This window comes from Burkholderia sp. KJ006 (assembly GCF_000262695.1).
GTDB lineage: Bacteria > Pseudomonadota > Gammaproteobacteria > Burkholderiales > Burkholderiaceae > Burkholderia > Burkholderia vietnamiensis.
This window is the reverse complement of sequence record NC_017922.1, coordinates 1,000,091-1,025,411: the sequence shown is the minus strand read 5'-3', so window position 1 is coordinate 1,025,411 and position 25,321 is coordinate 1,000,091. Positions and strand designations below refer to the sequence as shown.

Here is a 25,321-nt window from a genome sequence, read left to right as displayed (position 1 = left end):
AAATCTTGCCGACGCGCGGCCCGGCATGTGCCGTGGCGGCCGCGCGCCGCGCTTACTGGCTGGCTTGCTTGTGTCCGCCCGGGCCGGCGACGAGCGGCGCGTTGGACGCGCGCGCGGTGTCGGCGCTCAGCTTGGTCTTGGACGCGGCATAGCCGTTGGACGCGAGCAGGAACGCCATCAGGTCGGCGTACTCGTCGTCCTTCATCTTGCCCGGCTGGTCGGCCGGCATGTTGGTCGCCATGTAGCCGAACACGCCGCCGATCGTCAGATGCGAATGCGCGAGCGGTGCGAACGACGGGCCGCTCAGCGCGGGCGCCGTATTGCCCTCGAGATCGACGCCGTGACACTTCGCGCACGCACTGCCGTACAGCGCCTTGCCATGCTCGACCTGGGCCGCGTCGAACGACGGCGCGGCTTCGCCGGTGCTGTCCGAAACGCGGATGAAGCCGCCGCCGGCCGCCCGCCCGCCGGCGCGGATCACGCCGGCGCGCGATGCGCCCGTGGCCAGCGCGCCGTCGAGGAAGCGCGGCGTCGCGCGCGAATCGTGCGTGGCGCGCGCTTCGAGCGCGTTGCCGGGCAGCGCCCATTTGCGCGTCAGCGCAGCGAGGCGGCCCGATTGCTTCATCTGCGTGAGGGCGGCGTCGATCCGCTGCTGCAGCTCGGCCGAACGTTGCGCGAACGCGAACGTGAGCTGCCATTCCGCATAAGGAGAAGAGGTCGCGCCGATGCTGAACGCCTGTTTCGGATGCGCTGCCTGGTAGGCGACGACCGCCGGATACCAGACGATCGCGCGGTTCGCGCGGCCGCGGGCGACCGCGTCGACGGTCTGCTCCGACGTGTTCTCGAGATCGAAGCGGGCGTTCTTCTGCTGCACCGCGATCAGCTGCGCGGGGCTTGCATACGTCGCCGCGACGATTTCGCGTTCGTTGGCCGGCTTGGCCGCGTCGCGGCGCGTGACGCTCACGTAGCCGGAGCGCAGGTAGCCCTGCGAGAACAGCAGTTTGGTGTCCGACGCGTCGGCGATCGCCGAGCGCGGGAAGCCGGCGAGCACGTCGCAATCGTGCTCGAGGATCTTGGCGAGCTCGTGGGCGGACACGCCGTCGTCGTCGCTGCCTGCGGCGTCGTGCGCGGCGAACGTCGCGGCGATGCCGGCCGTGCGGAACGCCTCGCGGGCGACGGCCTTGTCGAGCCCGGCGGTAGGGGTGCCCGGCAGCGAGCAGACGCGCACCGCAGGCGCGGCCATGGACAGTGCGGGAATCAGTGCCGTGCCTGCCGCGAGCGCACTGGCGACGGCTACGCGGGAAAGTCGAAGGTTCATGTTCGTACGCTCGGTGGGTAATGGGAACGAAGGGGAGGACGCCCGCACCGTCGGCGCGGGCGTCATGCGGTGGTCGGACGCCGATCAGCCGCGGTTCAGCGCGAACACGTACAGCGTGCCGCCGCGCGGTACGTCATCCGCGGCCTTGGCCATCGGGCCGCCCCAGATCGGGTTCGCGCCGCCGTAGCCGGCGAGCACCGCGACGTATTCCTTGCCGTCGACTTCGAACACCGACGGCTGCGCGATGATCCCGCTCGCGAGCTGCGGGCTTTCCCACAGCACCTTGCCGGTCGACACGTCGAACGCATACAGGTGGCCGTCGAGCGAGCCGCTGAACGCGAGGCCGCTGGCGGTCGTCGCGACGCCGCCGTTCCACGGCAGCTTGCTCCAGTGGCTCCACACCTTCTTGCCGGTGTTGACGTCGATGGCCTGCAGTTCGCCGTAGCCTTCGCTGCCCGGTTCCGGCTTGATCTCGAAGCCTTCGCCGAGATACGGCAGCCCTTCCATGTAGTTGACCGACTTGCCGGACAGGCTCATGCACGCATGCAGCGTCGGCACGATCGCGAGATGACGCTCGGGGTCGTACGACACCGACCACCAGTTCTTGCCGCCGAGGAAGCTCGGGCACGTCTCGATCGTCGTGCCGACCTTCGGATACTTCGCCGGGTCCTGGATCGGTGCGCCGTCTTCCGTGTAGCCGGTGACCGAGGTCGCCTTCACGAACGGCTCGGCGTAGATCAGCTTGCCGCTGTCGCGGTCGATCGCGTGGAAGTAGCCGTTGCGGTCCGCATGGATGATCGCGTCATGCTCTTTTCCCTTGTACTTGATCGTCGCGAGCACCGGCGTGTTCACGCCGTCGTAGTCCCACGTGTCGTGCTTCGTGTACTGGTAGTGCCACTTGAGGTCGCCGTTCTTCGGGTCCAGCGCGAGCAGCGAATCGGAGTACAGATTGTCGCCGGGGCGCAGGTCCGCGAGCCACGGCCCCGGGTTGCCGACGCCCCAGTACAGCGTGCGCGTCGCCGCATCGTAGGTGCCGGTCAGCCACGCCGGCGCGCCGCCGTGCGCCTGCATCCCGTCGGGCCACGTGTCGGCGTGCTTCTCGCCCTGGCCGGGGATCGTGTAGCGCTTCCACAGCACCGAGCCGTCGTTCGGGCTCAGCGCCGCGATGAAGCCGCGCGCGCCGTATTCGCCGCCCGAGCTGCCGACCACGATCGCGCCGTCGATCGCGAGCGGCGCGAGCGAGAACGCGTAGCCGAGGCCCGGTTCGAACATCTGCTTCTTCCACACGAGCGCGCCGGTCTGGGCGTCGAGTGCGGCAACCTCGCCGCTCAGCATCGCGACGTAGACGTTCTTGCCGTACAGCGCGACGCCGCGGTTCACGACGTCGCAGCATGCGGTCTTGAACGACTCGGCGCCGAGCTTCGGCTCGTACTTCCACAGTTGCGCGCCGGTGGTCGCGTCGAACGCGTAGACGTTGTCCTTCGGCGTGGTGACGAACAGGTAGCGGCCGTTGACGATCGGCGTGGCCTCGAAGCCCTGCTTCAGCTCGGCCGGAAACTTGTAGCTCCATGCCTGCGTGAGCTGCTTCACGTTCGACGCGTCGATCTGCTTGAGCGGCGAATGCGCCTGGCCGTTGTAGGTGCGGTAGTAGGTGAGCCAGCCCGGGTCGCGTTGCGCATCGGTCAGCCGCTGATACGTAACGGCCGGATAATCCGCGGCGGCAGCCACCAGGCCGGGATTCAAGACGATCGCGGCAGCCGCCGCGATGCCGATCGATGCCAGTCGGCTCTTCGAAGCCGAGAGTTTCTTCATGGTTGTCTCCTGAGTCATTGTGGTCGCACCGCGGCCAACATCCGGCCAGGCCGGCTGGGTGGGGTTCCGGGATCAGTGCGCAGCCAGTAACGCAAATCGCATGCCATTGATGCGCGAGCATTGCCGCGCAACGCGCAGCGGGCGATTCGCGCGCGCCGTGCGGTCGCGTGCCGATGGTTGCGGTTGATCAATGGTTGTTGCGTTCGGGGACAACCGTGCGTGTAGTGTTGCTAAAGATGACAGTGCATTCATCGTGCGGCGGAACAACGATGCACGCTGCGCCGTGCTCGCGTTCGAGGCGGGCCGGCTCGCATCGATCAACGAGATGAAGCCGTCGCGCGCCGCTGGTTTTCACCGATTGCGCAGTTCCGGTGCCGGCGCCGACGGGCATCGCGCCGCGCATGTCGGCGCATCTCGCGGCATGCGCCGCGCCGTGCTGATCCAAAGTGACACAGGTGCAGCGGCGGTGACACGAAGTGCAACACGCGCGTGGCCCAGTGTCGCAATGCGTCCGCGGGTGAGTGGGTCGGCTTCGCGCTGACAAGGCCACCCGCAAGGCGACCGGCATTTCGGCATGCTTCTTGCCATCTGGATCACGAAGCGATTCATGCAGCGCGAAACCGGATGCCATTTCCAGAACGATTCAATGGGCTCGACGGAGACGGTGTCGCACGCACGTGTCCGGCATCGTCAGCACGCGGATGGCATCGCGTTCGCCGCGGGCGCGCAGCCGATGACGCGAAACCGACCGCGGCCGCCGATACGGCGCCTGCGCCTGCTGTATCGCTATACACGACAACACGACGACAAGACGACTGAGGAGACCCGTAAATGAAGGAAGCCGAACTGGCGAAGCGCTGCCGGGCCGCCGGCCGCGCCGGCGCAACGCTGTGGGTCGGCGACCTGCGCGGCGGCTGGCTGACGCCCGCTGCCGCGCAGGTCGCGCCGTCGGATCCGGCCGCGGAGCAGACGCTCGCGCCGATCGTCGTCGTCGGCACGACGCCGCTGCTCGGCATCGGCACGCCGCTGTCGCGCGTGCCGGCCAACGTCCAGACGATACGTGGCGACGACGTCGACCGGCAGCACCGCGGCGTGTTGACCGACTACCTCGAGCGCAACGTGACGAGCATCGACATCAACGACGCGCAGGGCAACCCGTACCAGGCGGACGTGAACTACCGCGGCTTCACCGCGTCACCGGTCGTCGGCACGCCGCAGGGGCTGTCGGTGTTCGTCGACGGCGTGCGCGTGAACGAACCGTTTGGCGACGTCGTCAACTGGGATCTGATTCCGCAGGCCGCGATCGACACGATGCAGCTGATTCCCGGCTCGAACCCGACCTACGGGCTCAACACGCTCGGCGGCGCGCTCGCGATCACGACGAAGAACGGCAGGACCAGCCCCGGCGGCGCCGCGCAGCTGTCCGGCGGCTCATGGGGGCGCAAGACCGCGCAGTTCGAGCAGGGCGGGCGCATCGGCAGCGCGCTCGACTACTACGTGACGGGCAACGTCGCGAACGACAACGGTTGGGCCGATCACAACGCGAGCCGCGTACGGCAGGGCTTCGGCAAGCTGCGCTACGTGGATGCCGACACGACGCTGTCGATCTCGGCCGGCGGCGCCGACAACGCGCTGCAGGGCACGCAGACGATTCCGCGCTCGTTTCTCGACAACCGCGCGCAGGCGTACACCTATCCGGATTTGAATCGCAACAGCGCCGCGTACGTCACGCTGTCGGGCGATCATGCGTTCAACGATCAGGTGCAGTTGAGCGGCGGCGTTCATTACCGGCACTACCGCAACACGAACACCAGCAGCAACGTGAACGACGACTTCGGCAGCGTCGACGACAGCGGCGCCGTCGACACCGTGCAAGGGACCAACGACCGCTCGACGATCACGACCGACAGCTACGGCGCGGCGCTGCAGCTGACGCTGCTCGGCAAGCTCGCCGGCATGGACGAGCAGTTCGTGATGGGCGCGTCCGCCGATCTCGCGACGTCGGGTTTCGAGCAGGCGTCGCAGCAGGCGGCGTTCACGGACACGCGCGCGACGGTGGGCGTCGGCGACTTCACGCAGACGACCCGCGCCCGGACGCGCAACGCGAACTACGGCGTGTACTTCGACAACACGCTCGCGCTCACGCAGCAGTGGGCGTTGACGCTGGCCGGCCGCTACGACTGGTCGCGCGCCGCGATCGAGGACGTGAGCGGCCAGCAGCCGCTGCTCACCGCGCGTCATACGTTCTCGCGGTTCAATCCGGCCGTCGGCGTCACGTGGAATCCGGTGCCGGGCTTCACCGCGTACGCGACCTACAACGAGGGAATGCGCTCGCCGACCGCGATCGAGCTCGCCTGCGCGGACCCGGCCGCGCCGTGTTCGCTGCCGAACGACTTTCTCGCCGATCCGGCGCTCAAGCCGGTGATCGCGAAGACCTTCGAGTTCGGCGCGCGCGGCCGCGCGGGCCAGGCGACGACGTGGAGCGCGGCGGTCTACCGTACCACGCTCGCCGACGATATCCAGTTCATCAGCAGCAACGGCGGCGCCAGCACGCTCGGCTATTTCCAGAACGTCGGCAACACGCGGCGGCAAGGCGTCGAGCTGGCCGGACACACGCGGCTCGGGCCGGTGGGGATCGGCGCGAGCTACAGCTATGTCGATGCGCGCTACCGCTCGACGTGGACCGAAAGCAGCGCGAGCAATTCGAGCGCCGACGCGCGCGGCAACATCGTCGTGCATTCCGGCGACCGGATTCCGGGCATTCCGGCCAGCACCGTGAAGCTGCGGCTCGATTTCGCGGCGACGCCGAAGTGGAACATCGGCACCAACCTCACGTATCGCGGCGGCGTATTCGCGCGCGGCGACGAGAACAACCAGGACGCGAACGGCACGATTCCCGGCTATTTCCTCATCGATCTCGACACGACGTGGCAGGCGACCAAGCATCTGCAACTGTTCGCGTCGGTCACCAATCTGCTCGACAAGCGCTATGCGAACTTCGGCACGCTCGGCCGCAACTTCTTCAATGGCCCGAATCATTCGTTCGACGGGCTGAATCCGGTCAACGAGCAGTTCGTCGGGCCCGGCGCGCCGCGCGGCGCGTGGCTCGGCGCGCGCTATGCGTGGGACTGAACGGGCGCGTCGGCTGCCGTGTGCCGATCGGCCGGCATGACGGCCGGCAGTGCGCGCACCGCCGCGGCGACGCCGCGCGCGAGCGCAGCGTCGCGCGTGAGATGGCCGGCCGGCACGCGCTCGACGAGCGCGGCCGGCACCGCGCGCGCGAGGCGCGCGACGTTGTCGACCGGACACACGCGGTCGCGCGTGCCGTGCACCGCGTGAATCGGCACGCCGGCGTCGGCCGCCCGTCGCGCGAGCGCGAGCAGCCGGCGCTCGCCGAGCCAGCAGTCGTGCAGCAGGTAATGGGCCTGAATCCGGTACTTGTCGATCAGGCGCTCGAGCGCCGGTTGCGTCGTGCGCGTGCGGCGGGTCGGCCGCCCGGTCAGGATCGCGTCTTCGTAGGCGCTCCACGCGAGCGCGAGCGCGCGTTGCCGCGCCGCGCTCGCGCCGGGCTGCAGCCGTCGCGCGAAGCTGGTCGTCAGGCGCTCGGCGCGCGCGGTGCCGGCCGCGTCGATCAGGCGTCGCCACGCGCGCGGCGCGTGCGCGCGCATGCCGACGAACAACGCGCGCACTTCGCGCGACGACGTGAGGAACAGGCCGCGCAGCACGACGCCGCTGACGCGCGACGGATACCGTCCGGCATACGCGAGCGCCAGCGCCGCGCCCCACGACCCGCCCACGACGCCCCAGCGCGCGATGCCGAGCTGCGCGCGCAGCGCGTCGAGATCGCGCAGCAGCCGCGTCGTGTCGTTGTGCCGCAAGCCGCCGCGCGGCGTCGATGCGCCCGCGCCGCGCTGGTCGACCAGCACGACGCGCATGCGTTCGAGGTCGAACAGGCTCAGCACCGCGGGCCGGCTGCCGCTGCCGGGGCCGCCGTGCAACACGACGATCGGCTCGCCGAGCGGGTTGCCGGCTTCGGTCCATGCGATCGTGCAGGCGTCGCAGTGCAGGCGCTTGAAGGTGTGCTTCATGTCGGTCGGGGTAGTGGGAGAAGGCGGCGACGGCGCGCCGCGCGCTTGCGTCCACTGAAGCGAGAATCGCGCCCGCGCGCAAGCTAGGGTCTGTTCACGCTAATAGCGGGCTTGCGAACGGGCCTTTGCGCCCGCAGGGCAAGAAGAGAGGAGGCGCAATAGCCGTAGCTATTGCAACGACGAACGACGCCGCCGTGCGGGCGCAAAGGCACGTTCGCCTATTTGGAAAAATTCGTTCGTGGGGCCAGCGCAAGTCCGCTATTAGCGTGAACAGACCCTAGGGATTCGTCCGGGTGGCGGTGCGCCATGGTTTCGCGCTATCACTGGGCCGTACCGGAAACGCATCGCACGACGTGCCTCGCGATGCCGATTTCATTTTCCTTTCAATGTCGGCCGGACGCCGACGCAACGCCACGACCTCGATGAGCGGGCCGCCCTGTGGCCCGATGTTTGCTTGCATCGATGGCAAAGAGTCCGGCATCGACCGGAAGGATCCCCGGAGGAGACAATGCGCGATGACGTTTATCCGACGGCCGGCGCTCGGGCACCGCAAGTGCCCGGCTGGCCGACGCCGACGATCCAGAAGTCCCATGAGCGGTCCGAAACGTTCGGTCTGCAGGCGTCGACACGCCCCGACTACGACCTGCTGTCCGGCACCGCGCTGGCGCTGAAGCGCGAGCAGAACCGCGTGCTGTGCGTCCACGCGATGCCCGTGATGGAGACGCTGCACGAGCAGATCGTCAACACGCAGAGTATGATCGTGCTGACCGATGCGGAGGGCCTGATCCTGCATTCGATCGGCGACGACGATTTCTTGCGACGCGCGGAGCGCGTCGCGCTGCGCCCGGGCGCGAACTGGGCCGAGAACCGGCAGGGCACCAACGCGATCGGCACCGCGCTCGCCGAGCTGTGTCCGATGGTCGTGCACGGCGACCAGCACTTTCTCGCCGCGAACCATTTCCTCACCTGCTCGAGCGTGCCGATTCTCGATCCGTACGGCGACGCGATCGGCGTGCTCGACGTGACGGGCGACCATCGCAGCTATCACCAGCACACGATGGCGCTCGCGAAGATGTCGGTGCAGATGATCGAGAACCATCTGTTCACGACGACCTTCCAGGAAACGCTGCAGGTGTCGTTCCACGGCCGCCCCGAATTCCTCGGCACGCTGATGGAGGGGATCGTCGCGTTCACCGCCGACGGCCGCTTCCTGTCGGCCAACCGCAGTGCGCAATTCCAGCTCGGGATGCCGCTCGCGGCGCTGCGCGCGCATACGCTCGCGTCGCTGTTCGACGTGACGAGCGCGCAGTTGATCGACCGGATGCGTGCCAGCACCGAGCCGCACGTGTCGCTGAATCTGGGCAACGGCGCGGTGGTCTGCGCGCGCGTGCAGTTCCGGCGCGCATCGCGGGCCGAGGGCAGCCGCCCGGCCGAAGTCCACGACGGCGGCACGGCGCAGGCCGCGCGGCCGACCGCTGCGCAGAACGCGGCGAGCCTGTCGCGGCTCAGCTACCTCGACACCGGCGATCCGCAGGTCGCGGCCGTGATCGCGAAGGTCCGCAAGGTGATCGGCAAGGACATCCCGGTGCTGATCACCGGCGAGACGGGCACCGGCAAGGAGCTGCTCGCGCAGGCGATCCACAACGACTCGCCGCGCCGCGACGGTCCGTTCGTCGCGGTGAACTGCGCGTCGATCCCGGAGACGCTGATCGAATCCGAGCTGTTCGGCTATGAGGAAGGCGCGTTCACCGGCGCGCGGCGCAAGGGCGCGACCGGCAAGCTGCTGCAGGCCAACGGCGGCACGCTGTTTCTCGACGAGATCGGCGACATGCCGTATCCGCTGCAGGTGCGGCTGCTGCGCGTGCTGCAGGAGCGCATCGTCAACCCGCTCGGCTCGACCAAGGCGATCGGCGTGGACATCGCGATCATCTGCGCGACCCACCGCGACCTGCGCGAGATGATCGCGCAGAACCGCTTCCGCGAAGACCTGTACTACCGGCTCAACGGCCTGGTCGTGCGCCTGCCGCCGCTGCGCGATCGCACCGACCTCGCGGTGGTCGTGCAGAAGATGCTGCAGCGGGAGACGCTGTCGGGCCCAGGCCGCCGCCCGTTGAGCGTCGCGCCCGACGTGATGGCGCTGTTCGAGCGCTGCGGTTGGCCGGGCAACTTCCGGCAGCTCGCGAACCTGCTGCGCACCGCCGCCGCGATGGTCGACGAAGACGGCGAAATTCGCCGCGAGCATTTGCCGGACGATTTCTTCGACGACGTGCGGCGCGAGCCGACACCGGCCGCCAACGGCCACGACGTGGCGTCGCTCGCGGCGGAGCCCGCGCCGCTGGCCGCCGCGGCGGCCGCGGCAGCCGCCAGCGATGCGCGGCTGCAGGACGTGGCCGCGTCCGCGATCGCGGCCGCGCTCGCCCGTCACGGCGGCAACGTATCGGCCGCGGCGCGCGCGCTCGGCGTGTCGCGCAACACCATCTACCGGAAGATGCCGGCCGCCGCCCAGGACGCGACGGAGCCCGAAACGCGCTGACGCCGCCGCGAGTGTCACACCGGTGTGTCATGTTGCAACACCCGGTGTTCAAGGATTCAACACCTGCAACGCCCATCGGGCACACCCGAGCGTGTCGCCCGACGGATTCCGAAAGAGTTTCGTTGGTATATCGTAAGAATGGCGGCGTCGTCACGATGCGGCGGCTGTCGCACGCCCGCGCAGGCCCGCGCACGCCGCCGCGCCGCGCGCCCGCCGCCCCGGCACGCTCCTTGCTGAACTGGTAACGGCCGCTCGATCGATGCGGTTGTTCGATTTACCAACTCAACAAGGAGACACATCATGCAGTGGACCACCCCGGCTTATACCGACCTGCGCTTCGGCTTCGAAATCACGATGTACATCGCCAACCGCTGATCGACGCACGCAGTGCCGCCCGCGTCGGCGAACCCGATGCGGGCAGCACCCGGAGCACACGCAGATGAAGATCAAGATACTCGGCTCGGGCGCCGGCGGCGGGTTGCCGCAATGGAACTGCAACTGCAGCAACTGCCGTCGCGCCCGCACCGGCAGCAGCGGCATCGTGCCGCGCACGCAGTCGTCGATCGCGGTCAGCGGCAACGGCGTCGACTGGGTGCTGGTGAACGCGTCGCCGGACATCCTCACGCAGCTGCGCGCCGATCCCGACCTGCAACCGGCACGGCAGATCCGCGACAGCGCGATCGCGGCCGTGATGCTGTGCGATGCGCAGATCGATCACGTGACGGGCCTGCTGATGCTGCGCGAGCGTACCTCGCCGCTGCCGCTCTACGCGAGCGCGCCGGTGCTCGAGGACCTGTCGACCGGGCTGCCGCTCGTCCCGCTGCTCGGCCACTACTGCGGCGTCGACGTGAACCCGATCGCGCTGCGCGAGCCGTTCGCGATCGCCGGCGCACCCGGCCTTCGCTTCACCGCGCTGCCGGTCGACAGCAAGCCGCCGCCTTACTCGCCGCATCGCGCAGCCAGCGTGCCGGGCGACAACATCGCATTGCTGATTCAGGACACGGCCACCGGCCGCCAGGCGTTCTACGCGCCGGGGCTCGCCGACGTCGACGACGGCGTGCGCGCCGCGATGCGCGACGCCGAGCTGGTGCTGGTGGACGGCACCTTCTGGACCGGGACGGAGATGATCGACCTCGGCCTGTCGTCGAAGCACGCGGCCGACATGGGGCATCTCGCGCAGCGCGGCGACGCCGCGCACCCGGGGATGATCGAGCGGCTCGGGGTGTTGCCCGCGAGCACGCGCAAGGTCCTCACCCACATCAACAACACGAATCCGATTCTCGACCCCGGTTCGCCCGAGCGTGCGCAGCTGCGCGAGCACGGCATCGAGGTCGCCCACGACGGCATGCAATTCGAGGTTTGACCATGAACGCACCGATTCCCGCCGCGGCGCTGCACGCGACGCCCTGGAGCGCGCAGGAGTTCGAGGCGCGCCTGCGCGCACTCGAATCGCGCTATCACATTCATCATCCGTTCAACCGGCGGATGAATGCCGGCGAATGCTCGCGCGAGCAGATTCGCGGCTGGGTCGCGAACCGCTTCTACTATCAGATCAGCATTCCGCTGAAGGACGCGGCGATCCTGTCGAACTGCCCCGACCGCGAGACGCGCCGCCTGTGGGTCGAGCGGATTCTCGACCACGACGGGCACGGCGAGAGCCAAGGCGGCATCGAGGCGTGGGCGCGGCTCGGCGAGGCGGTCGGCATCGAGCGCGCGCAGTTGTGGTCGCTCGAGCGCGTGCTGCCGGGCGTGCGCTTCGCGGTCGATGCGTACGTCAACTTCGCGCGTCGCGCGCCGTGGCAGGAAGCCGTGTGCTCGTCGCTGACCGAGATGTTCGCGCCGCAGATCCACCTCGACCGGCTGGCCGGCTGGCCGTCGCACTACCCGTGGATCGAGGCCGACGGCCTGCAGTATTTCCGCAGCCGCGTGCCGCTCGCGCAGCGCGACGTCGAGCACGGGCTCGCGGTGACGCTGAGCCATTTCACGACACCTGACGCGCAACGGCGCGCGCTCGACATCCTGTCGTTCAAGCTGGATGTCCTGTGGCAGATTCTCGATGCGATCGAAAAGGCATATCCCGCATGAACTCGAACGAAGCCGTCAGCGGCGTGCCGCTGCGCCCCTCGCTGAGGGGCATGTACCGCCTGCAGTGGGAGGCGGCCCAGGACGCATACGTGCTCCTGTATCCGGAAGGGATGGTCCGGCTCAACCCGAGTGCCGGCGAGATCCTCGTGCGCTGCGACGGCACGCGCGAGCTCGACGACATCATCGGCGAACTCGAGCAGCTGTTCAGCACGTCGGATCTTGCGTCGGACGTCTACCGCTTCCTCGATCATGCGCGGCTGCGCGGCTGGCTCGACTGACATGGACACGACCCCCGATCAGAACCGGCCGTCGGCGCCGCTGTGGCTGCTTGCGGAGCTCACGTACCGCTGCCCGCTGCATTGCGCGTTCTGCTACAACCCGGTCGATTTCGCGACGCACGGCGCGGAGCTCGACACCGACGCGTGGCGCACGGTGATCAGCGACGCGCGCGCGCTCGGCGCCGCGCAGATCGGCTTTTCCGGCGGCGAGCCGCTGCAGCGCGACGATCTGGAAGAACTGGTCGGGCATGCGCGCTCGCTCGGCTTCTACACCAACCTGATCACGTCGGGCGTGGGCCTGAACGCGACGCGCATCGAGCGGCTCAAGGCGGCCGGCCTCGATCATATCCAGCTGTCGCTGCAGGATTCGACGCGCGAGCTGAACGACTTTCTCACCAGCACGCGCACCTTCGACCTGAAGCGCGGCGTCGGGCGGCTCATCAAGCAGCACGGCTATCCGATGGTGCTGAACTGCGTGCTGCATCGATACAACCTGCCGCACGTGGGGCAGATCATCGAGATGGCGCTCGATCTCGGCGCGGATTTTCTCGAGCTCGCCAATACGCAGTACTACGGCTGGGCGATGCTCAACCGCGACCAGCTGATGCCGACCGCCGAGCAGTTGCGCGACGCGGAGGAAACGGTCAACCGCTACCGCAAGCTGGTGGGCGAGCGCTGCAAGATCCTGTTCGTCGTGCCCGACTACTTCGAGCAGCGGCCGAAGGCGTGCATGAACGGCTGGGGCTCGGTGTTCCTCGGCGTCGCCCCCGACGGCGCCGCGCTGCCGTGCCATGCCGCGCGCTCGCTGCCCGGCCTCACGCTGCCGAACGTGCGCGAGCAGTCGCTGAAGGAGATCTGGTACGACAGCGACGCGTTCAACGCGTTTCGCGGCGACGGCTGGATGCGCGAGCCGTGCCGCACCTGCGACGAGCGGCATGTCGATCATGGCGGGTGCCGCTGCCAGGCGTACATGCTGGCCGGCGATCCGGCCGAGGCCGATCCGGTGTGCTCGAAATCGGCCCATCACGGCCGGGTCGAACAGGCCGTGCAGTTCGCCCGCCGCGAGCAGCGGCAGGACGAGCGTCCGCTGGTGTTTCGCAGCACGGCGAATTCGCTCGGGCTGTAACGCCGACCGCGGGCCGGCGCGGCCCGCGTCACTTCCCGCGTCATTTTTTCTGCGGCCGGGCCGAGCGGCGCTCGGCCTGCTCGAGCAATGCGACGAACGCCGCTTCGTCCGCGCGCAGCCCTCGCGGCTTGCGCGTCACCTCGAACGTGTCGAGCAGGCCGGCCTCGAACGTGTCGAGCACCACCGGATGGATGTAGCAACGCCGACACACCGCCGGCGTGTTGCGCAGGATGCCGGCGACGGCCCGCACCGTCTCGACGATCTGCTTGCGCGCCTGCGTGACGCTCTCGTGCGGGATGCGCCTGAGCAGCGCCAGCGCCTGCACGCTGCCGGCCCAGGTCCGGTAGTCCTTCGCGGTGAACTCCGCGCCCGCCGCTTCGCGCAGGTAGTCGTTCACGTCGGACGAGCCGACCGAATGGCGCGCGCCGTCGTCGTCCACATACTGGAACAGCTCGTGCCCCGGCAGCTCCGCGCAGCGTCGCACGATGCGGCCCACGCGCGGGTCCTGCACCGTCACGTCGTGCTCGATGCCGCTCTTGCCGGTGAAGCGCAGCCGCACCTGTCCGGGCCGGATCGTCACGTGGCGCTTGCGCAGCGTCGTCAGCCCGAACGACGCGTTCTCGCGTGCGTATTCGGTGTTGCCGATCCGCGCCAGCGTGGTGTCGAGCAGGCGGACGATGGTCGCGACGATCTTGTCGCGCGGCATTCCCGGCAGCGCGAGGTCGCGCGCGACACGCGCGCGGATCCGCGGCAGCGCAGCCGCGAAGGCGGCCATCCGCGCGTACTTGTTCGCGTCGCGCGTCTCGCGCCACAGCGGGTGATAGCGGTACTGCTTGCGCCCGCGCGCGTCGCGGCCCGTGGCCTGCAGATGGCCGCGCCGGTCCATGCAGATCCACACGTCGGTGTACGCGGGCGGAATCGCCAGCGCGTTGATGCGCGCGATTTCGTCGGGGTCGCGGATGCGCTGGCCGTCCTGTCCGTAATACGCGAAGCCGTTGCGCACGCGCCGGCGCGTATAGCCGGGATGCCGGTCGTCGACGTGGCGCAGCGCGGCGTCCACCCGCGCGCCGCCGTTCGAGCGGGACGGGCGCTTCGTCATGCTGCAGCGCGGCAGGCGGCGGCCGGGGGCCGCGCGCTGCGATTTCGGTTCGCGTCCGGCACGCATCGCGGTTCTCCTTGTCTTGAACGAGCCTGAGCGCCGGAGCAAGTTGCGTGCGCCGCGTCGCCGGCGCCGCTCCAGGGCCGATTGCACGGCCTGCGGCACGGCTCGCGGTGGCGCGCGCCGCGGATCAGTGTTTATACGTATGCCGATAGTTGTATCGCTTCAATCCAAGATTTCATTGGCAGGTTATCGGACTTGTTCCTAGACTGATGCGGGGCGTCTATTCCGGGCCGGCCGCAAGCGCCGGCTCGCGGGGCCCCGCACCGCGCCCGCGCGACGCAGAACCACAACAGCGCAGCGCGGCACCGCGCCACGCCGGCGCCGCGGCATACAACGACATCATCGGAGACGGACCATGACATTCATCAGGAAGCTGGCGACCGGCGCGATCGTCGCGGCGGCGACGCTGCTGACCACCGGCGCCTACGCGCAGCAAAAGCAGATCACGCTCGGGTTTTCGCAGGTGGGCGCGGAGAGCGCGTGGCGCACGGCGAACACCGTGTCGGTGAAGAGTGCGGCGAAGGAGGCCGGCATCAACCTGAAATTCTCGGACGCGCAGCAAAAGCAGGAGAACCAGATCCGCGCGATCCGCTCGTTCATCGCGCAGAAGGTGGACGTCATCGCGTTCTCGCCGGTCGTCGAGTCGGGCTGGGAGCCGGTGCTGACCGAAGCGAAGGCCGCGCATATTCCGGTGATCCTGACCGATCGCGGCGTCGACGTGAAGGACCCGTCGCTGTACGTGACGATGATCGGTTCCGACTTCCTCGAGGAAGGGCGGCGCGCGGGCCACTGGCTCGAAGAGCGCTACAAGAACGACGCCGGCCCGATCAACATCGTCGAGCTGCAGGGCACGGTCGGCTCGGCGCCGGCCAACGACCGCCGCGCGGGCCTGCTCGAGGTGATCAAGAACAATCCGAAGTTCAAGGTGATCGCGTCGCAAAGCGGCGACTTCACGCTCGCCGGCGGCAAGCAGGTGATGGAAGCGTTCGCCAAGACCTACGGCAAGCAGATCAACGTCGTCTACGCGCACAACGACGACATGGCGCTCGGCGCGATCCAGGCGATGGAGGAGGCCGGCATCAAGCCCGGCAAGGACGTGAGCGTCGTGTCGTTCGACGCGACCAAGGGCGGCTTCCAGGCGATGGTCGCGGGCAAGATCAACGTCGACGTCGAATGCAGCCCGCTGCTCGGCCCGCAGCTGATGACCGCCGTGAAGGAGGTGGTGGCCGGCAAGCAGCTGCCGAAGCGGATCGTCACGAACGAGACCGTGTTCCCGATGAACGTCGCCGCGCAGGTGCTGCCGACCCGCAAGTACTGAGCGTCGCTTGCGGCGCGGACGGTGGCCGTCGCGCCGCCGTCCGGCCACTTCAACGAATCGAGGGCGATCCATGACGAATCCGCCGGTGGTCGAGATGATCGGCATCGACAAGGCGTTTCCGGGCGTCAACGCGCTGCAGCGCGTGAACTTCCGGCTGTTTCCGGGCGAGATCCATGCGCTGATGGGCCAGAACGGCGCGGGCAAGTCGACGCTGATCAACGTGCTGACCGGCGTGCATGCGCACGATGCGGGCGAGATTCGCGTCGGCGGCGCGCCGGTGAATTTCGCGGCGCCGCGCGAGGCCGAGGCGGCCGGCATCCAGACGCTGTACCAGGAGGTCAACCTGTGCGCGAACCTGTCGGTCGCGGAGAACATCTTCGCGGGCCGGCAGCCGATGCGGCGCGGCGCGATCGACTGGAAGGCGATCCATGCGCGTGCGCGCGACGCGCTCGCCGAGCTCGACCTGTCGCTCGACGTCACGCGCTCGCTCGACGCGTATCCGATCGCCGTGCAGCAGATGGTCGCGATCGCGCGCGCGGTGTCGGTCGACGCGCGCGTGCTGATCCTCGACGAGCCGACCTCGAGCCTCGACGACGGCGAGGTCGCGCGGCTGTTCGACGTGCTGCGCCGGCTGAAGGCGTCGGGGATCGCGATCCTGTTCGTCACGCACTTTCTCGAACAGACCTACGCGGTGTCCGACCGCATCACCGTGATGCGCAACGGCGAGCGCGAAGGCGAGTACCTCGCGCGCGAGCTGCCGGTCGACCTGCTGGTCGCGAAGATGACCGGCCGCGAGCCGGTGTCCGGCACGCTGCAGGCGGGCGCGGCGGCCGTGCAGCGCGATGCCGGCGCGAGCGCGCCGTTTCTGTCGATGCAGCGCGCCGGCCGGCGCGGGATGATGAGCCCGCTCGATCTCGACGTGCGGCCCGGCGAAATCGTCGGGCTGGCCGGGCTGCTCGGCTCGGGGCGCACGGAGACCGCGCGGCTCGCGTTCGCCGCGGAGCGCACCGACACCGGCGCAATCGAGATCGACGGCCGGCGCGCGCGGCTCGCGTCGCCGCACGACGCGGTGCACAACGGCATCGCGTATTGCCCCGAGGACCGCAAGAAGGAGGGCATCGTCGCCGCGCTGTCGATTCGCGAAAACATCGTGCTCGCGCTGCAGGCGCGGCGCGGCTGGTGGCGGCTGATCGGGCGGGCGCGCCAGCGCGAGCTTGCGGACACGTACATCGAGCGGCTCGGCATCAAGGCGCGCGACGCCGAGCAGCCGATCGGGCTGCTGTCGGGCGGCAACCAGCAGAAGGTGCTGCTCGCGCGCTGGCTCGCGACGGAGCCGAAGCTGTTGATTCTCGACGAGCCGACGCGCGGCATCGACGTCGCCGCGAAATTCGACATCATGGAGCGCGTGCTCGCGCTGTGCGCGCAGGGGCTCGCGATTCTGTTCATTTCGTCGGAGATCAGCGAAGTGGTGCGCGTGAGTCACCGGATCGCGGTGCTGCGCGACCGCCGCAAGGTCGCCGAACTGACCGGCAGCGATGCCTCGGAGGAGCAGGTGTACCAATTGATCGCGGGAGGCCGCTCATGACGCGGCTGCGTTCGCTGTTTCGTCATTCGCTCGCGTGGCCGGTGCTGACGCTCGCGCTGCTGTTCGCGCTGGACGTCGCGCACCGGCCGGGCTTCCTGTCGATCTCGCTGCTCGACGGCCATCTGTTCGGCGCGCCGATCGACATCCTGAATCGCGCGGCGCCGCTCGTGATCGTGTCGCTCGGGATGACGCTCGTGATCGCGACGCGCGGCATCGACATCTCGGTCGGCGCGATCGTCGCGATCGCCGGCGCGGCGGCCGCGATCGTGCTCGACGGCGACCCGTCGCGCGTCGGCGTCGCGCTCGCCGCGGCGCTCGGCGTCGGGCTGCTGGCGGGCGCATGGAACGGCGTGCTGGTCGCGTTCGTCGGGATGCAGCCGATCATCGCGACGCTGATCCTGATGGTTGCGGGGCGCGGGATCGCGCAGCTGCTCACCGGCGGACAGATCATTCCGATCGCCGCGCCCGGCTACCTGGCGCTCGGCGGTGGCTATCTCGCGGCCGTGCCGTGCTCGGTGTGGATCGCGATCGCGACGATCGCGGCGATCGCATTGCTGGTCAACCGCACGGCGCTCGGCCTGTTCATCCGCGCGATCGGCGTGAATCCGGTCGCGACGCGGCTCGTCGGGCTGCGCGCGGGGGCCGTCGTGTTCGGCGTCTATCTGTGTTCCGGCGTGCTGTCGGCGCTTGCCGGCATCCTCGCCAGCTCGAACGTGCGCAGCGCCGACGGCAACAACGCAGGGCTGCTGCTCGAGCTCGACGCGATCCTCGCCGTGACGCTCGGCGGCACGTCGCTGCTCGGCGGCCGTTTCAGCCTCGCGGGCTCGGTGCTCGGCGCGCTGATCATCCAGACGCTGACCTACACGACCTATTCGATCGGCGTGCCGCCCGAGGCGACGCTCGTCGTCAAGGCGATCGTCGTGATCGTCGTCACGCTGATCCAGTCGGACGCGGCGCGCGCGCTGGCGCTGCGCCACGCGACGCGCGCGCTGCGCGCCACCACCGGAGCGACGCCGCGATGAACCGATTCCTCGCACGGCTCACCGACCCGCGCACGCTGCCGATCGTCGTGACGATCGCGCTGTTCGCGGCGCTGTTCGGTTTCGGGTCCGTGATGTATACGGGCTTCTTCTCCATGCAGGTGCTGACCGGGCTGCTGGTCGACAACGCGTTCCTGCTGATCGTCGCGATCGGGATGACCTTCGTGATCGTGTCGGGCGGCATCGATCTGTCGGTCGGCTCCGTCGTTGCGCTGACAACCATCCTGTGCGCGGTCGGCGCCGAGCGGCTGCATTGGCCGGTGTGGGCGATCGTGCCGATCGTGCTGCTGTTCGGCGCGCTGTACGGCGCGGCGATGGGCGCGCTGATCCACTACTTCCGGCTGCAGCCGTTCATCGTCACGCTGGCCGGGATGTTCCTCGCGCGCGGCGCGTGCTTCCTGATCACCACGCAATCGATCACGATCAACGAGCCGACGTTCCATGCGCTCGCGGGCATCAGCGTGCCGCTCGGCGGCGGCATGCTCAGCGCCGGTGCGCTGATCGCGCTCGCGACGCTGGCCGGCGCGATCTACGTCGCGCATTTCACGCGCTTCGGCCGCAACGTCTACGCGATCGGCGGCAACGAGCGCTCGGCGTTGCTGATGGGGCTGCCGGTCGCGCGCACGAAAGTCGGCGTGTATGCGTTGAGCGGCTTCTGCTCGGCGCTCGGCGGCGTGGTGTTCACGCTGTACGTGCTGTCCGGTTACGGACTGCAGGCACAGGGGATGGAGCTCGACGCGATCGCTGCGACCGTGATCGGCGGCACGCTGCTCACGGGCGGCGTGGGCTACGTGATCGGCTCGGTGTTCGGCGTCGGGATTCTCGGCACGATTCAGGTGCTCATTACGTTCGACGGCACGCTGAGCTCGTGGTGGACGCGCATCGTGATCGGTGCGCTGCTGTGCGTGTTCTGTCTGCTGCAGCGGGTCATCGAGCGGCACGCCGCACGGCGCCGCACCGGCGGCAGCGGGCTCGATCCGAAGCGCGCGACGCGGGAAACCGCTCGGCCCGCGGCCGCTGCGCCGGGCGACGACGCGGCGCTGGTGTCGACGATGCCGCGGTTGTAGCGTGAGGGCGGTGCGGGCCATGCGGCGGCGCGGGGTGCATGCGTGGCGCGCTGGCCTCGCACCGCACACCGCCCGACGACGGCCTGCGCGCATACCGCGATCAGGCCGGCCCGGCCAGATCCGGCTCCGCGTCGAGCGACGGCGCACTCGGTGCATCCACGATGCCCGTATGCTTCAGCGCTGCGGCCAGGCGTTCGATCGCTTGCAGGTCGAGCGTGTCGAGCCGCTCCCGCACGGCATGCACGAACGCGGCATGTCGCGGCGCGGGCGCATGCTGTCCAAGCCATTCCTCGATATCGGTGAGGCGGCCCTCGCCGGCCAGCACGATCAGTTCATCGAGTGCATCGTCGGGCGGACAGCGCATCCCGCGCGCATCGGCGAGCAGGTCGATCTGTTCCGCTGGCTGCACGGTGCGCGCGAGCGCGGACGCCGGGATCAACGCATGCCCGAGCGCCGGTGCGACGATCTGAAACGTGAACGACGTGCCCACGCCCGGCTGGCTCGATACGGCCAGCTCGCCGTTCATCGCGCCGACGATCCGCTGCGCGATGAACAAGCCGAGGCCGGTCCCGCCGTTCACGGCCTGCACCTGCTGATACGCGCGGAAGATGTCGGTCGTCTGGTCGAGCTCGATGCCGATGCCCGTGTCGGCGACTTCGAACACCAGCCGCCACGCGCCCGCTTGCCGGTACGCGCCGATCGACAGCGTGACCGTGCCGTCGCGCGTGAACTTCGACGCATTCGACAGCAGGTTGAGCAGCACCTGCTGCAGCCGGATGCCGTCGATCGTCAGCTTGCGCGGCAACGGCGTCAGCGGCCGGTAGTCGAAGCGGTTGTTCTGCTGCGCACACAGCGCGAGCGCGTAGTCGCCGATGTCGTCGAGCAGGCCGGGCAGGTCGGTCGCGTCCGGCGCAATGCCGAGCGGCTGCAGCTCGGCGCGCGTGTACTGCAGCAATTCGTCGATCAGCGTGAGCTGGTAGCGGATGCTGCGGTCGATCGAGCGGATCAGGCGCGCCTGGCCGGGCGTCGCGGTTTGCAGCAGCAGCTTCGCGTAGCCGTGGATGGTCGACAGCGGCGCGCGCAGGTCGTGGCTGACGTAGCCGAGCGTCTCGATCTTCTGCTGCATGTGCGTCTTGACTTCCTGCAGCGCGTCGTTGAGGGCGACCGTGCGCTTCGCGACCTCGTCGCGCAGGCGGTCCTGTTCGGTGAGTTGCCAGTGCTCGAGGCGCTTGCGCGCTTCGGTACGCTGACGGCCCACGTGGTTGATCCACGCGGCGAGCACGAGCAGGTGCGTGGCGAGGCCGATGATCGCGATCACCGGGTTCGGATAGATGTCGGATCGGAGCCACGGCAGCCAACCGGGAATCGCGCCGCGCGCGTCGAGCACGCGGATCAGCATGTTGAATCCAGCGAACGAGATCGCGATCAGCATCACGCGCGCGGTCGGCGTGCGGCGGAACGCGAGGATCAGCGCGAGGCTGATGTTCATCACCGCGAGCGCCGCGTTCACCCGCAGGCTGAGCCACGTGAACGTCAGCAGATCGCCGCACGCGGCGCCGGCCATCCCGACGCATTCGAATGCGAGGAACACCAGGTACGCCGCGCGCATCGGCATGCCGGTCTTTTCGCGATCGGCGATCAGCAGAATGAACGCGATGAAGCATGCGAGCGACAGATACACGGACACCATTTCCGCGCGCGCCGACCATTCGTACGCACCGGGCCACAGGTACAGCGCGGTGTAGCCGCGGTAGGTCGCCTCGAACAGCGCGGTGCCGAGCGCCAGCAGCGCGAGCACCGCGAACGTGCCGCTGCGCGAGAAGAAGCCGATCAGCAGCGCACACCACATGAGCGCGAGCAGCCCGCCGAGAAAGCCGAAGTCCCACATCGCCGCGCGCAGCTCGTACGCATGCCACGCGTCGCGCGTGAATGCGCTCGGCGCGAGCTTCAGTTCCTTGCGCGACGTGACGCGCACCAGCACCGGCAGCCGTTCGCCGGCGTCCAGTGTCGCGGCGAGCACCGGATATCGCGACACCGGTTCGCCCAGGCTGCCGTCGCGGGCCGGGAAGCGGCCGGCGAGCGTCCATTGGCCGCCGTGTTCGACATAGAAGTCGGCGCGATCGACGCGCGCGTCGCGTATCGCCAGCACCATCGGCTGGCGGGTCGCCGCGCGGTTCACGAGCGTTGCGCCGACCCACCACGCGGAACGCGAGAATTCGATGTTGAACGACGGCCGCGCCGGCTCGGCAGCGCGACGTTGACGCTCGGCCACCCGCGTCGCGACCTCGCTCGCCGACAGCGCCGCGCCCGGATCCTCGAGCAACGCCACTGCCTCGAGCCGCGCGGGGTTGTCGTCGGCCGCGGCCGCGGGCGCGGCGTATGCGGCGAGCAGCGCCAGCACGAGCCGCACGAGCAGCCCGAACGCATACGCGGCCGACGCGCCGCGCCTACGCATGGTCATGCGACGGCGGCTGCGCATCGACCGTCGGGCGCTGGCGGCGCCAGTCGGACGGCGTGACGCCGAAGCGTTCGCGGAACGCCGTCGCGAAGTTGCCGGGCGTCGAAAAGCCGATCTCCTCGGCGATGTCGCCGATGCCCATCGACGTCGCGGCGAGGAAGTGCTGCGCCGCGCGCAGCCGCGTGTCGCGCAGATATTCGAATACGGTCTGCCCGAGATGATCGCGGAACACGCGCGACAGCCGCTTCTCATGGGTGCCGACCTGCCGCGCGAGTTCGTCCAGCGTCGGCGGGTTGCGCAGTTCGCGCAGCAGGATGTCGCTGGCCGCGCGCACCAGCGCGGTGTCCGGGTGATCGGGCAGCTCGGGCAGATGCGCGAACGGCTGGCTGCGCCGCGCGCGTTTCAGGTGATTGCGGATTCGGGCGATCACCTCGGCCGGCTCGAACGGCTTCACGATGTAGTCGAGCGCGCCCGTCTCGAGGCCCGCGATGCGATCGTCGAGATCGCCGGCGGCCGTCAGGATGATGACCGGAATGTTCTGCGTGTCGGGCGTCGACGCCAGCAGCCGGCACGCGGCGAAGCCGTCCATGCGCGGCATCCGGACGTCCATCAGGATCAGGTCGGGCACGATCGCCTGCGCGCGGTGATACGCCTGCAGGCCGTCGAACGCGACGCTGATCCGGCACCGCGCTGAGCGCAGGATCTCGGTCAGGAGCCGCAGGTCGTTCGGGCGATCGTCGACGACGAGAATATGTGCGCCGACGAGCTCAGGCGTGGCGCGGAGCGACGCCGGACTGGACGAACGGGATGGCATGGTTGCGAGCGCGTTGGAGAGGGTTGGCCTGGGCTGGCTCGATGCATCTATGTGCGCGATTATTGCGAAAAATTATAGGTCGAGGGCGCGCGCCGCGGTAACGATTCCGTGCGATCCGTGTGGACTTGATTGACAGCGCACGGCACGCGCGGCGCTGCGCGGAGCAATCGCGAACGGATCGACAAAAACCGTGCCGCCACGTCCGCTGAATACCGGTCGTTATTTCCGAATCCGGCGAATGGAAATCGAATTGGCCCGAACGATGGATTGAAGCGGATTTTGTCGTGCGGGACTCCGTACGCATTGCAGATCGAATTCATCGTTTTATCGTCTCCGTGAGCGGGCATTGTATTTATTGGGCGTAAAAAAAGCGTTCACACTCGGCATCCGTCGCGATGCGCGATTGTATGAATGTAAATATCGTCCGGCCGGGAAAACATTTCGTCCGCTCGGGCAAAGGTTTGCGAGCTGGAATGCCTGCAAACTAGCCTCGAAGCAGTGGAACCGGTTTGGCCAATCAACTGGTATTCCACGCGAAATTCAACGGTCGAAGCGGCGCTTTGTTGCGCTCGGCGCTCGATGTGACATCGCGTACTTATGTTCCCAGAGTCTGGGATTCCGGGGCTGCGACGACCGTAGGCACGAGGGCCGTTGCGAGCCGCCTATCCTTCGAACGCACTGACGCGGAAAACGAAAGAAAGGACGCGGAACCGGACGAGAGTTTGACACAGCAGAAAGACAGAAATAGTTAAATAAAGTCAGTTTATAAATGTGATGTCGTGGTCATGCGGTCAATCACTGAATGTTGTGGAAAAACTGGAAAATAGTGGGATGCCGGAATGAAAAATGGGTGAGTGAACTTGCGTCGATCGCCGGTCGCGCGGTTCATCAGGCGGCGGTCGCGCGCGACGTTTCGTGAGTCGCGCGGCATGAAAAGAAATGAACATGGCGAACTCGGCGGATCGATGTGCGGGACAGATCGAACCGGTCGTGGCTGTCGGTGTTCGCGAGCACGCAGCGCGTGCGTCGGCTCAGCGGTGGGTGTCGCGACGTCGCTGGCGCGAACCAACCCGTGGCGCCGGTCGGCATGCGTTCGTTCGGCGACTTAATGGCGTCGTCCGGCGGAATCCGGCGTTGCACGCGCATCGGTGTGATGACGCGGGCCGGCGGCGTGCCATCGCATGATCGCCGCCTTCGGCTGCGGCGATCCAATGAGGCGCGAGGGCGTCCGCGAAGCACGCCGGCTGAGCATGTATGGCTGTTGCGCTCAAACATCTGTCGTCACATGACAACCATTACCCTCATGCGAAAATCCGCCCGGCTTTTGGCTCGCCAACGACTACAGCGTCGGCGGATCGTTCGGATCGGAAAAAAATTGCTCGTGAGTGTTCCGGACGCAAACGTTTGCCGCGAAACCGGCTGCGCGACGCGGCCGATTCCATCCGGTACCACCGAAACACATGCAGCCCGATGAAGGCACTGCAACCATGAGCATCCCGATGCTGAGAGCCCCGTGGAACGCCCATAACGGGCCTGCTGGACCATTCGCGCCGTACCTACCGGTCGCGCGAGGTAGCGCGACGAATGCGAACCGCCATGAGCGTGGGCGCGGACGCGCGCGCTGTTTGGCTCTGCACCGTACGCGCATGATTCGTTCGTATCCCATACGTATCCCATACGATGTCGTGCCCGCGGCGAAGCGACGACGGCCAGGTCGCTCGTCCGCCGATGACGAGGATGACCGCTGATGCGTGTGTTGATAGTCGAAGATGATCCCGTTCATGCGAAGGCGCGCCGCGCGGGTAGTGGAGCCGCTCGGTCATGAGGTGATCGAAGCGGCCGACGGCCAGGAGGCGCAGCGGCTGCTGCGCGCCGAGCCGTTCGACCTCGTGATCCTGGACTGGCTGCTGCCGGGCATGAGCGGCTTCGAAGTGCTGTACTGGATCCGCCGCACGCTGGGCGCCTCGCCCGCCGTGCTGTTCGTGACGAGCAAGACGCTGGAAGACGAGATCGTGCTCGCGATGGATGCGGGCGCGAACGACTACATCGCGAAGCCGTTTCGCGTCGCCGAACTCGCCAGCCGCGTGAACGCGTTGCTGATGCGCTCGGCGCGCTACCGACCGCTGCGGCGCGATCGCAGCCGGCGACTACCTGCTCGATCCGCGCGAGCGCACGATCACGCTGCGCGGTGCGCCGATCAAGCTGACGCCGAAGGAATTCGATCTCGCCGAACTGTTCTTCAACAACGTCGGCAAGCTGCTGTCGCGCAAGCTGGTCTGCATGAGCACGTGGGGGCGCGAGCTCGATCCGGAGTCGCGCACGCTCGATACGCACATCTACCGGCTGCGGCAGAAGCTCGAGCGCTGCCCGGAAACGGCGTGCGGCTCAGTGTCGTCTATACGCACGGCTATCGCCTCGAAGCGGTGTCGTCGTAGCGCGCTCACGGCGGCGCGGCGGCGTTGCGTCAGCCCGCCGAGCCGGTGTCGCCGGCCCGGCTGACGCCGGTCGGACTCGAGTGCGAGTGAGCTGCCGCTGTGCCACGCGCATGCATGACGAGCCGCCTCTGATGCGCGGCGACGACGCACACTTGCCCGCCGGCTTCATCCGCGAATGCATCGTGATGGGCGCGTTCGTGCT

20 protein-coding genes and 1 pseudogene are annotated in these 25,321 nt (G+C 68.4%); 15 read left to right on the top strand and 6 right to left on the bottom strand.

What is annotated here, in order from left to right:
* Nucleotides 1–52 precede the first annotated feature (52 nt).
* Together MYA_RS28380 and MYA_RS28375 are read right to left on the bottom strand one after the other, a co-directional pair.
* The gene (locus MYA_RS28380; RefSeq protein ID WP_034194615.1) at nt 53–1,318 is read right to left on the bottom strand and encodes a c-type cytochrome; all 1,266 of its coding nucleotides are present in this window, start codon (nt 1,316–1,318) and stop codon (nt 53–55) included.
* Between the two features lie 84 nt (nt 1,319–1,402).
* Nucleotides 1,403–3,130, bottom strand: coding sequence for a methanol/ethanol family PQQ-dependent dehydrogenase (locus MYA_RS28375; RefSeq protein WP_011880613.1), 1,728 nt, complete (start codon nt 3,128–3,130; stop codon nt 1,403–1,405).
* A gap of 190 nt (nt 3,131–3,320) precedes the next feature.
* Between MYA_RS28375 and MYA_RS31620 the strand changes: the two genes are divergently transcribed.
* Genes MYA_RS31620 through MYA_RS28365 form a run of 3 tightly spaced genes read left to right on the top strand, consistent with a single transcriptional unit; the run spans nt 3,321 to nt 6,262 of the window.
* Nucleotides 3,321–3,671 (top strand): hypothetical protein, encoded by a 351-nt coding sequence (locus MYA_RS31620; RefSeq protein ID WP_148278621.1) that lies wholly within the window; start codon nt 3,321–3,323, stop codon nt 3,669–3,671.
* 33 nt (nt 3,672–3,704) lie between these two features.
* On the top strand, nt 3,705–3,965 hold the full coding sequence (locus tag MYA_RS28370; RefSeq protein ID WP_041494412.1) for a hypothetical protein: 261 nt from the start codon (nt 3,705–3,707) through the stop codon (nt 3,963–3,965).
* Nucleotides 3,962–6,262, top strand: a complete 2,301-nt coding sequence (locus MYA_RS28365; RefSeq protein ID WP_014726244.1) for a TonB-dependent receptor — start codon at nt 3,962–3,964, stop codon at nt 6,260–6,262. Before MYA_RS28370 ends, MYA_RS28365 begins: the two co-directional genes overlap by 4 nt.
* Here MYA_RS28365 and MYA_RS28360 read toward each other — a convergent pair.
* Entirely contained in the window at nt 6,247–7,218 is a 972-nt protein-coding gene (locus MYA_RS28360) for an alpha/beta fold hydrolase (RefSeq protein ID WP_014726243.1), read from the bottom strand. The genes MYA_RS28365 and MYA_RS28360 overlap by 16 nt on opposite strands.
* A gap of 508 nt (nt 7,219–7,726) precedes the next feature.
* Between MYA_RS28360 and MYA_RS28355 the strand changes: the two genes are divergently transcribed.
* The 6 genes from MYA_RS28355 to pqqE all read left to right on the top strand — a co-directional run bounded on the left by MYA_RS28355 (nt 7,727) and on the right by pqqE (nt 13,240).
* Nucleotides 7,727–9,751 (top strand): sigma-54-dependent Fis family transcriptional regulator, encoded by a 2,025-nt coding sequence (locus tag MYA_RS28355; RefSeq protein WP_014726241.1) that lies wholly within the window; start codon nt 7,727–7,729, stop codon nt 9,749–9,751.
* Between the two features lie 300 nt (nt 9,752–10,051).
* Nucleotides 10,052–10,126, top strand: coding sequence for a pyrroloquinoline quinone precursor peptide PqqA (pqqA, locus tag MYA_RS30575; RefSeq protein WP_006410019.1), 75 nt, complete (start codon nt 10,052–10,054; stop codon nt 10,124–10,126).
* Nucleotides 10,127–10,190: 64 nt separating this feature from the next.
* Nucleotides 10,191–11,114 (top strand): pyrroloquinoline quinone biosynthesis protein PqqB, encoded by a 924-nt coding sequence (gene pqqB / locus MYA_RS28350; RefSeq protein WP_011880608.1) that lies wholly within the window; start codon nt 10,191–10,193, stop codon nt 11,112–11,114.
* A 2-nt stretch (nt 11,115–11,116) separates the two neighbouring features.
* Nucleotides 11,117–11,836 carry a pyrroloquinoline-quinone synthase PqqC gene (pqqC, locus tag MYA_RS28345; RefSeq protein ID WP_014726239.1) on the top strand — a complete coding sequence of 240 codons (720 nt, stop codon included), beginning with the start codon at nt 11,117–11,119 and terminating at the stop codon, nt 11,834–11,836.
* Nucleotides 11,833–12,114, top strand: coding sequence for a pyrroloquinoline quinone biosynthesis peptide chaperone PqqD (gene pqqD / locus MYA_RS28340; protein WP_011880606.1), 282 nt, complete (start codon nt 11,833–11,835; stop codon nt 12,112–12,114). The genes pqqC and pqqD overlap by 4 nt, the downstream gene beginning before the upstream one ends.
* A gap of 1 nt (nt 12,115) precedes the next feature.
* Nucleotides 12,116–13,240: a pyrroloquinoline quinone biosynthesis protein PqqE gene (pqqE, locus tag MYA_RS28335; protein WP_014726238.1), complete on the top strand. Its 1,125-nt coding sequence runs from the start codon at nt 12,116–12,118 to the stop codon at nt 13,238–13,240.
* A gap of 40 nt (nt 13,241–13,280) precedes the next feature.
* On the opposite strand, the gene MYA_RS28330 is transcribed toward pqqE, so the two are convergent.
* A complete protein-coding gene (locus tag MYA_RS28330) occupies nt 13,281–14,339 on the bottom strand; it encodes a DNA topoisomerase IB (RefSeq protein WP_046425579.1) in 1,059 nt (352 codons plus the stop codon).
* 418 nt (nt 14,340–14,757) lie between these two features.
* Here MYA_RS28330 and MYA_RS28325 point away from each other — a divergent pair, with 418 nt between their 5' ends.
* The 4 genes from MYA_RS28325 (at nt 14,758) to yjfF (ending at nt 19,412) form a co-directional block, all read left to right on the top strand.
* Entirely contained in the window at nt 14,758–15,720 is a 963-nt protein-coding gene (locus MYA_RS28325) for an ABC transporter substrate-binding protein (RefSeq protein ID WP_011880603.1), read from the top strand.
* Between the two features lie 70 nt (nt 15,721–15,790).
* Nucleotides 15,791–17,305 carry a sugar ABC transporter ATP-binding protein gene (locus tag MYA_RS28320; RefSeq protein WP_014726235.1) on the top strand — a complete coding sequence of 505 codons (1,515 nt, stop codon included), beginning with the start codon at nt 15,791–15,793 and terminating at the stop codon, nt 17,303–17,305.
* A complete protein-coding gene (locus MYA_RS28315) occupies nt 17,302–18,327 on the top strand; it encodes an ABC transporter permease (protein ID WP_014726234.1) in 1,026 nt (341 codons plus the stop codon). Before MYA_RS28320 ends, MYA_RS28315 begins: the two co-directional genes overlap by 4 nt.
* Nucleotides 18,324–19,412: a galactofuranose ABC transporter, permease protein YjfF gene (gene yjfF / locus MYA_RS28310; RefSeq protein ID WP_011880600.1), complete on the top strand. Its 1,089-nt coding sequence runs from the start codon at nt 18,324–18,326 to the stop codon at nt 19,410–19,412. The genes MYA_RS28315 and yjfF overlap by 4 nt, the downstream gene beginning before the upstream one ends.
* Nucleotides 19,413–19,512: 100 nt before the next feature.
* Here the strand turns inward: yjfF and MYA_RS28305 are convergent, their stop codons facing one another.
* Entirely contained in the window at nt 19,513–21,867 is a 2,355-nt protein-coding gene (locus MYA_RS28305) for a sensor histidine kinase (RefSeq protein WP_014726233.1), read from the bottom strand.
* A complete protein-coding gene (locus MYA_RS28300; RefSeq protein WP_011880598.1) occupies nt 21,860–22,684 on the bottom strand; it encodes a response regulator transcription factor in 825 nt (274 codons plus the stop codon). Before MYA_RS28300 ends, MYA_RS28305 begins: the two co-directional genes overlap by 8 nt.
* A gap of 1,769 nt (nt 22,685–24,453) precedes the next feature.
* Here MYA_RS28300 and MYA_RS32380 point away from each other — a divergent pair.
* Nucleotides 24,454–24,711, top strand: a pseudogene (locus tag MYA_RS32380) (response regulator); the annotation flags it as partial.
* Nucleotides 24,712–24,817: 106 nt separating this feature from the next.
* Nucleotides 24,818–25,183, top strand: coding sequence for a winged helix-turn-helix domain-containing protein (locus MYA_RS32375; RefSeq protein WP_309486126.1), 366 nt, complete (start codon nt 24,818–24,820; stop codon nt 25,181–25,183).
* Nucleotides 25,184–25,321: the final 138 nt, after the last annotated feature.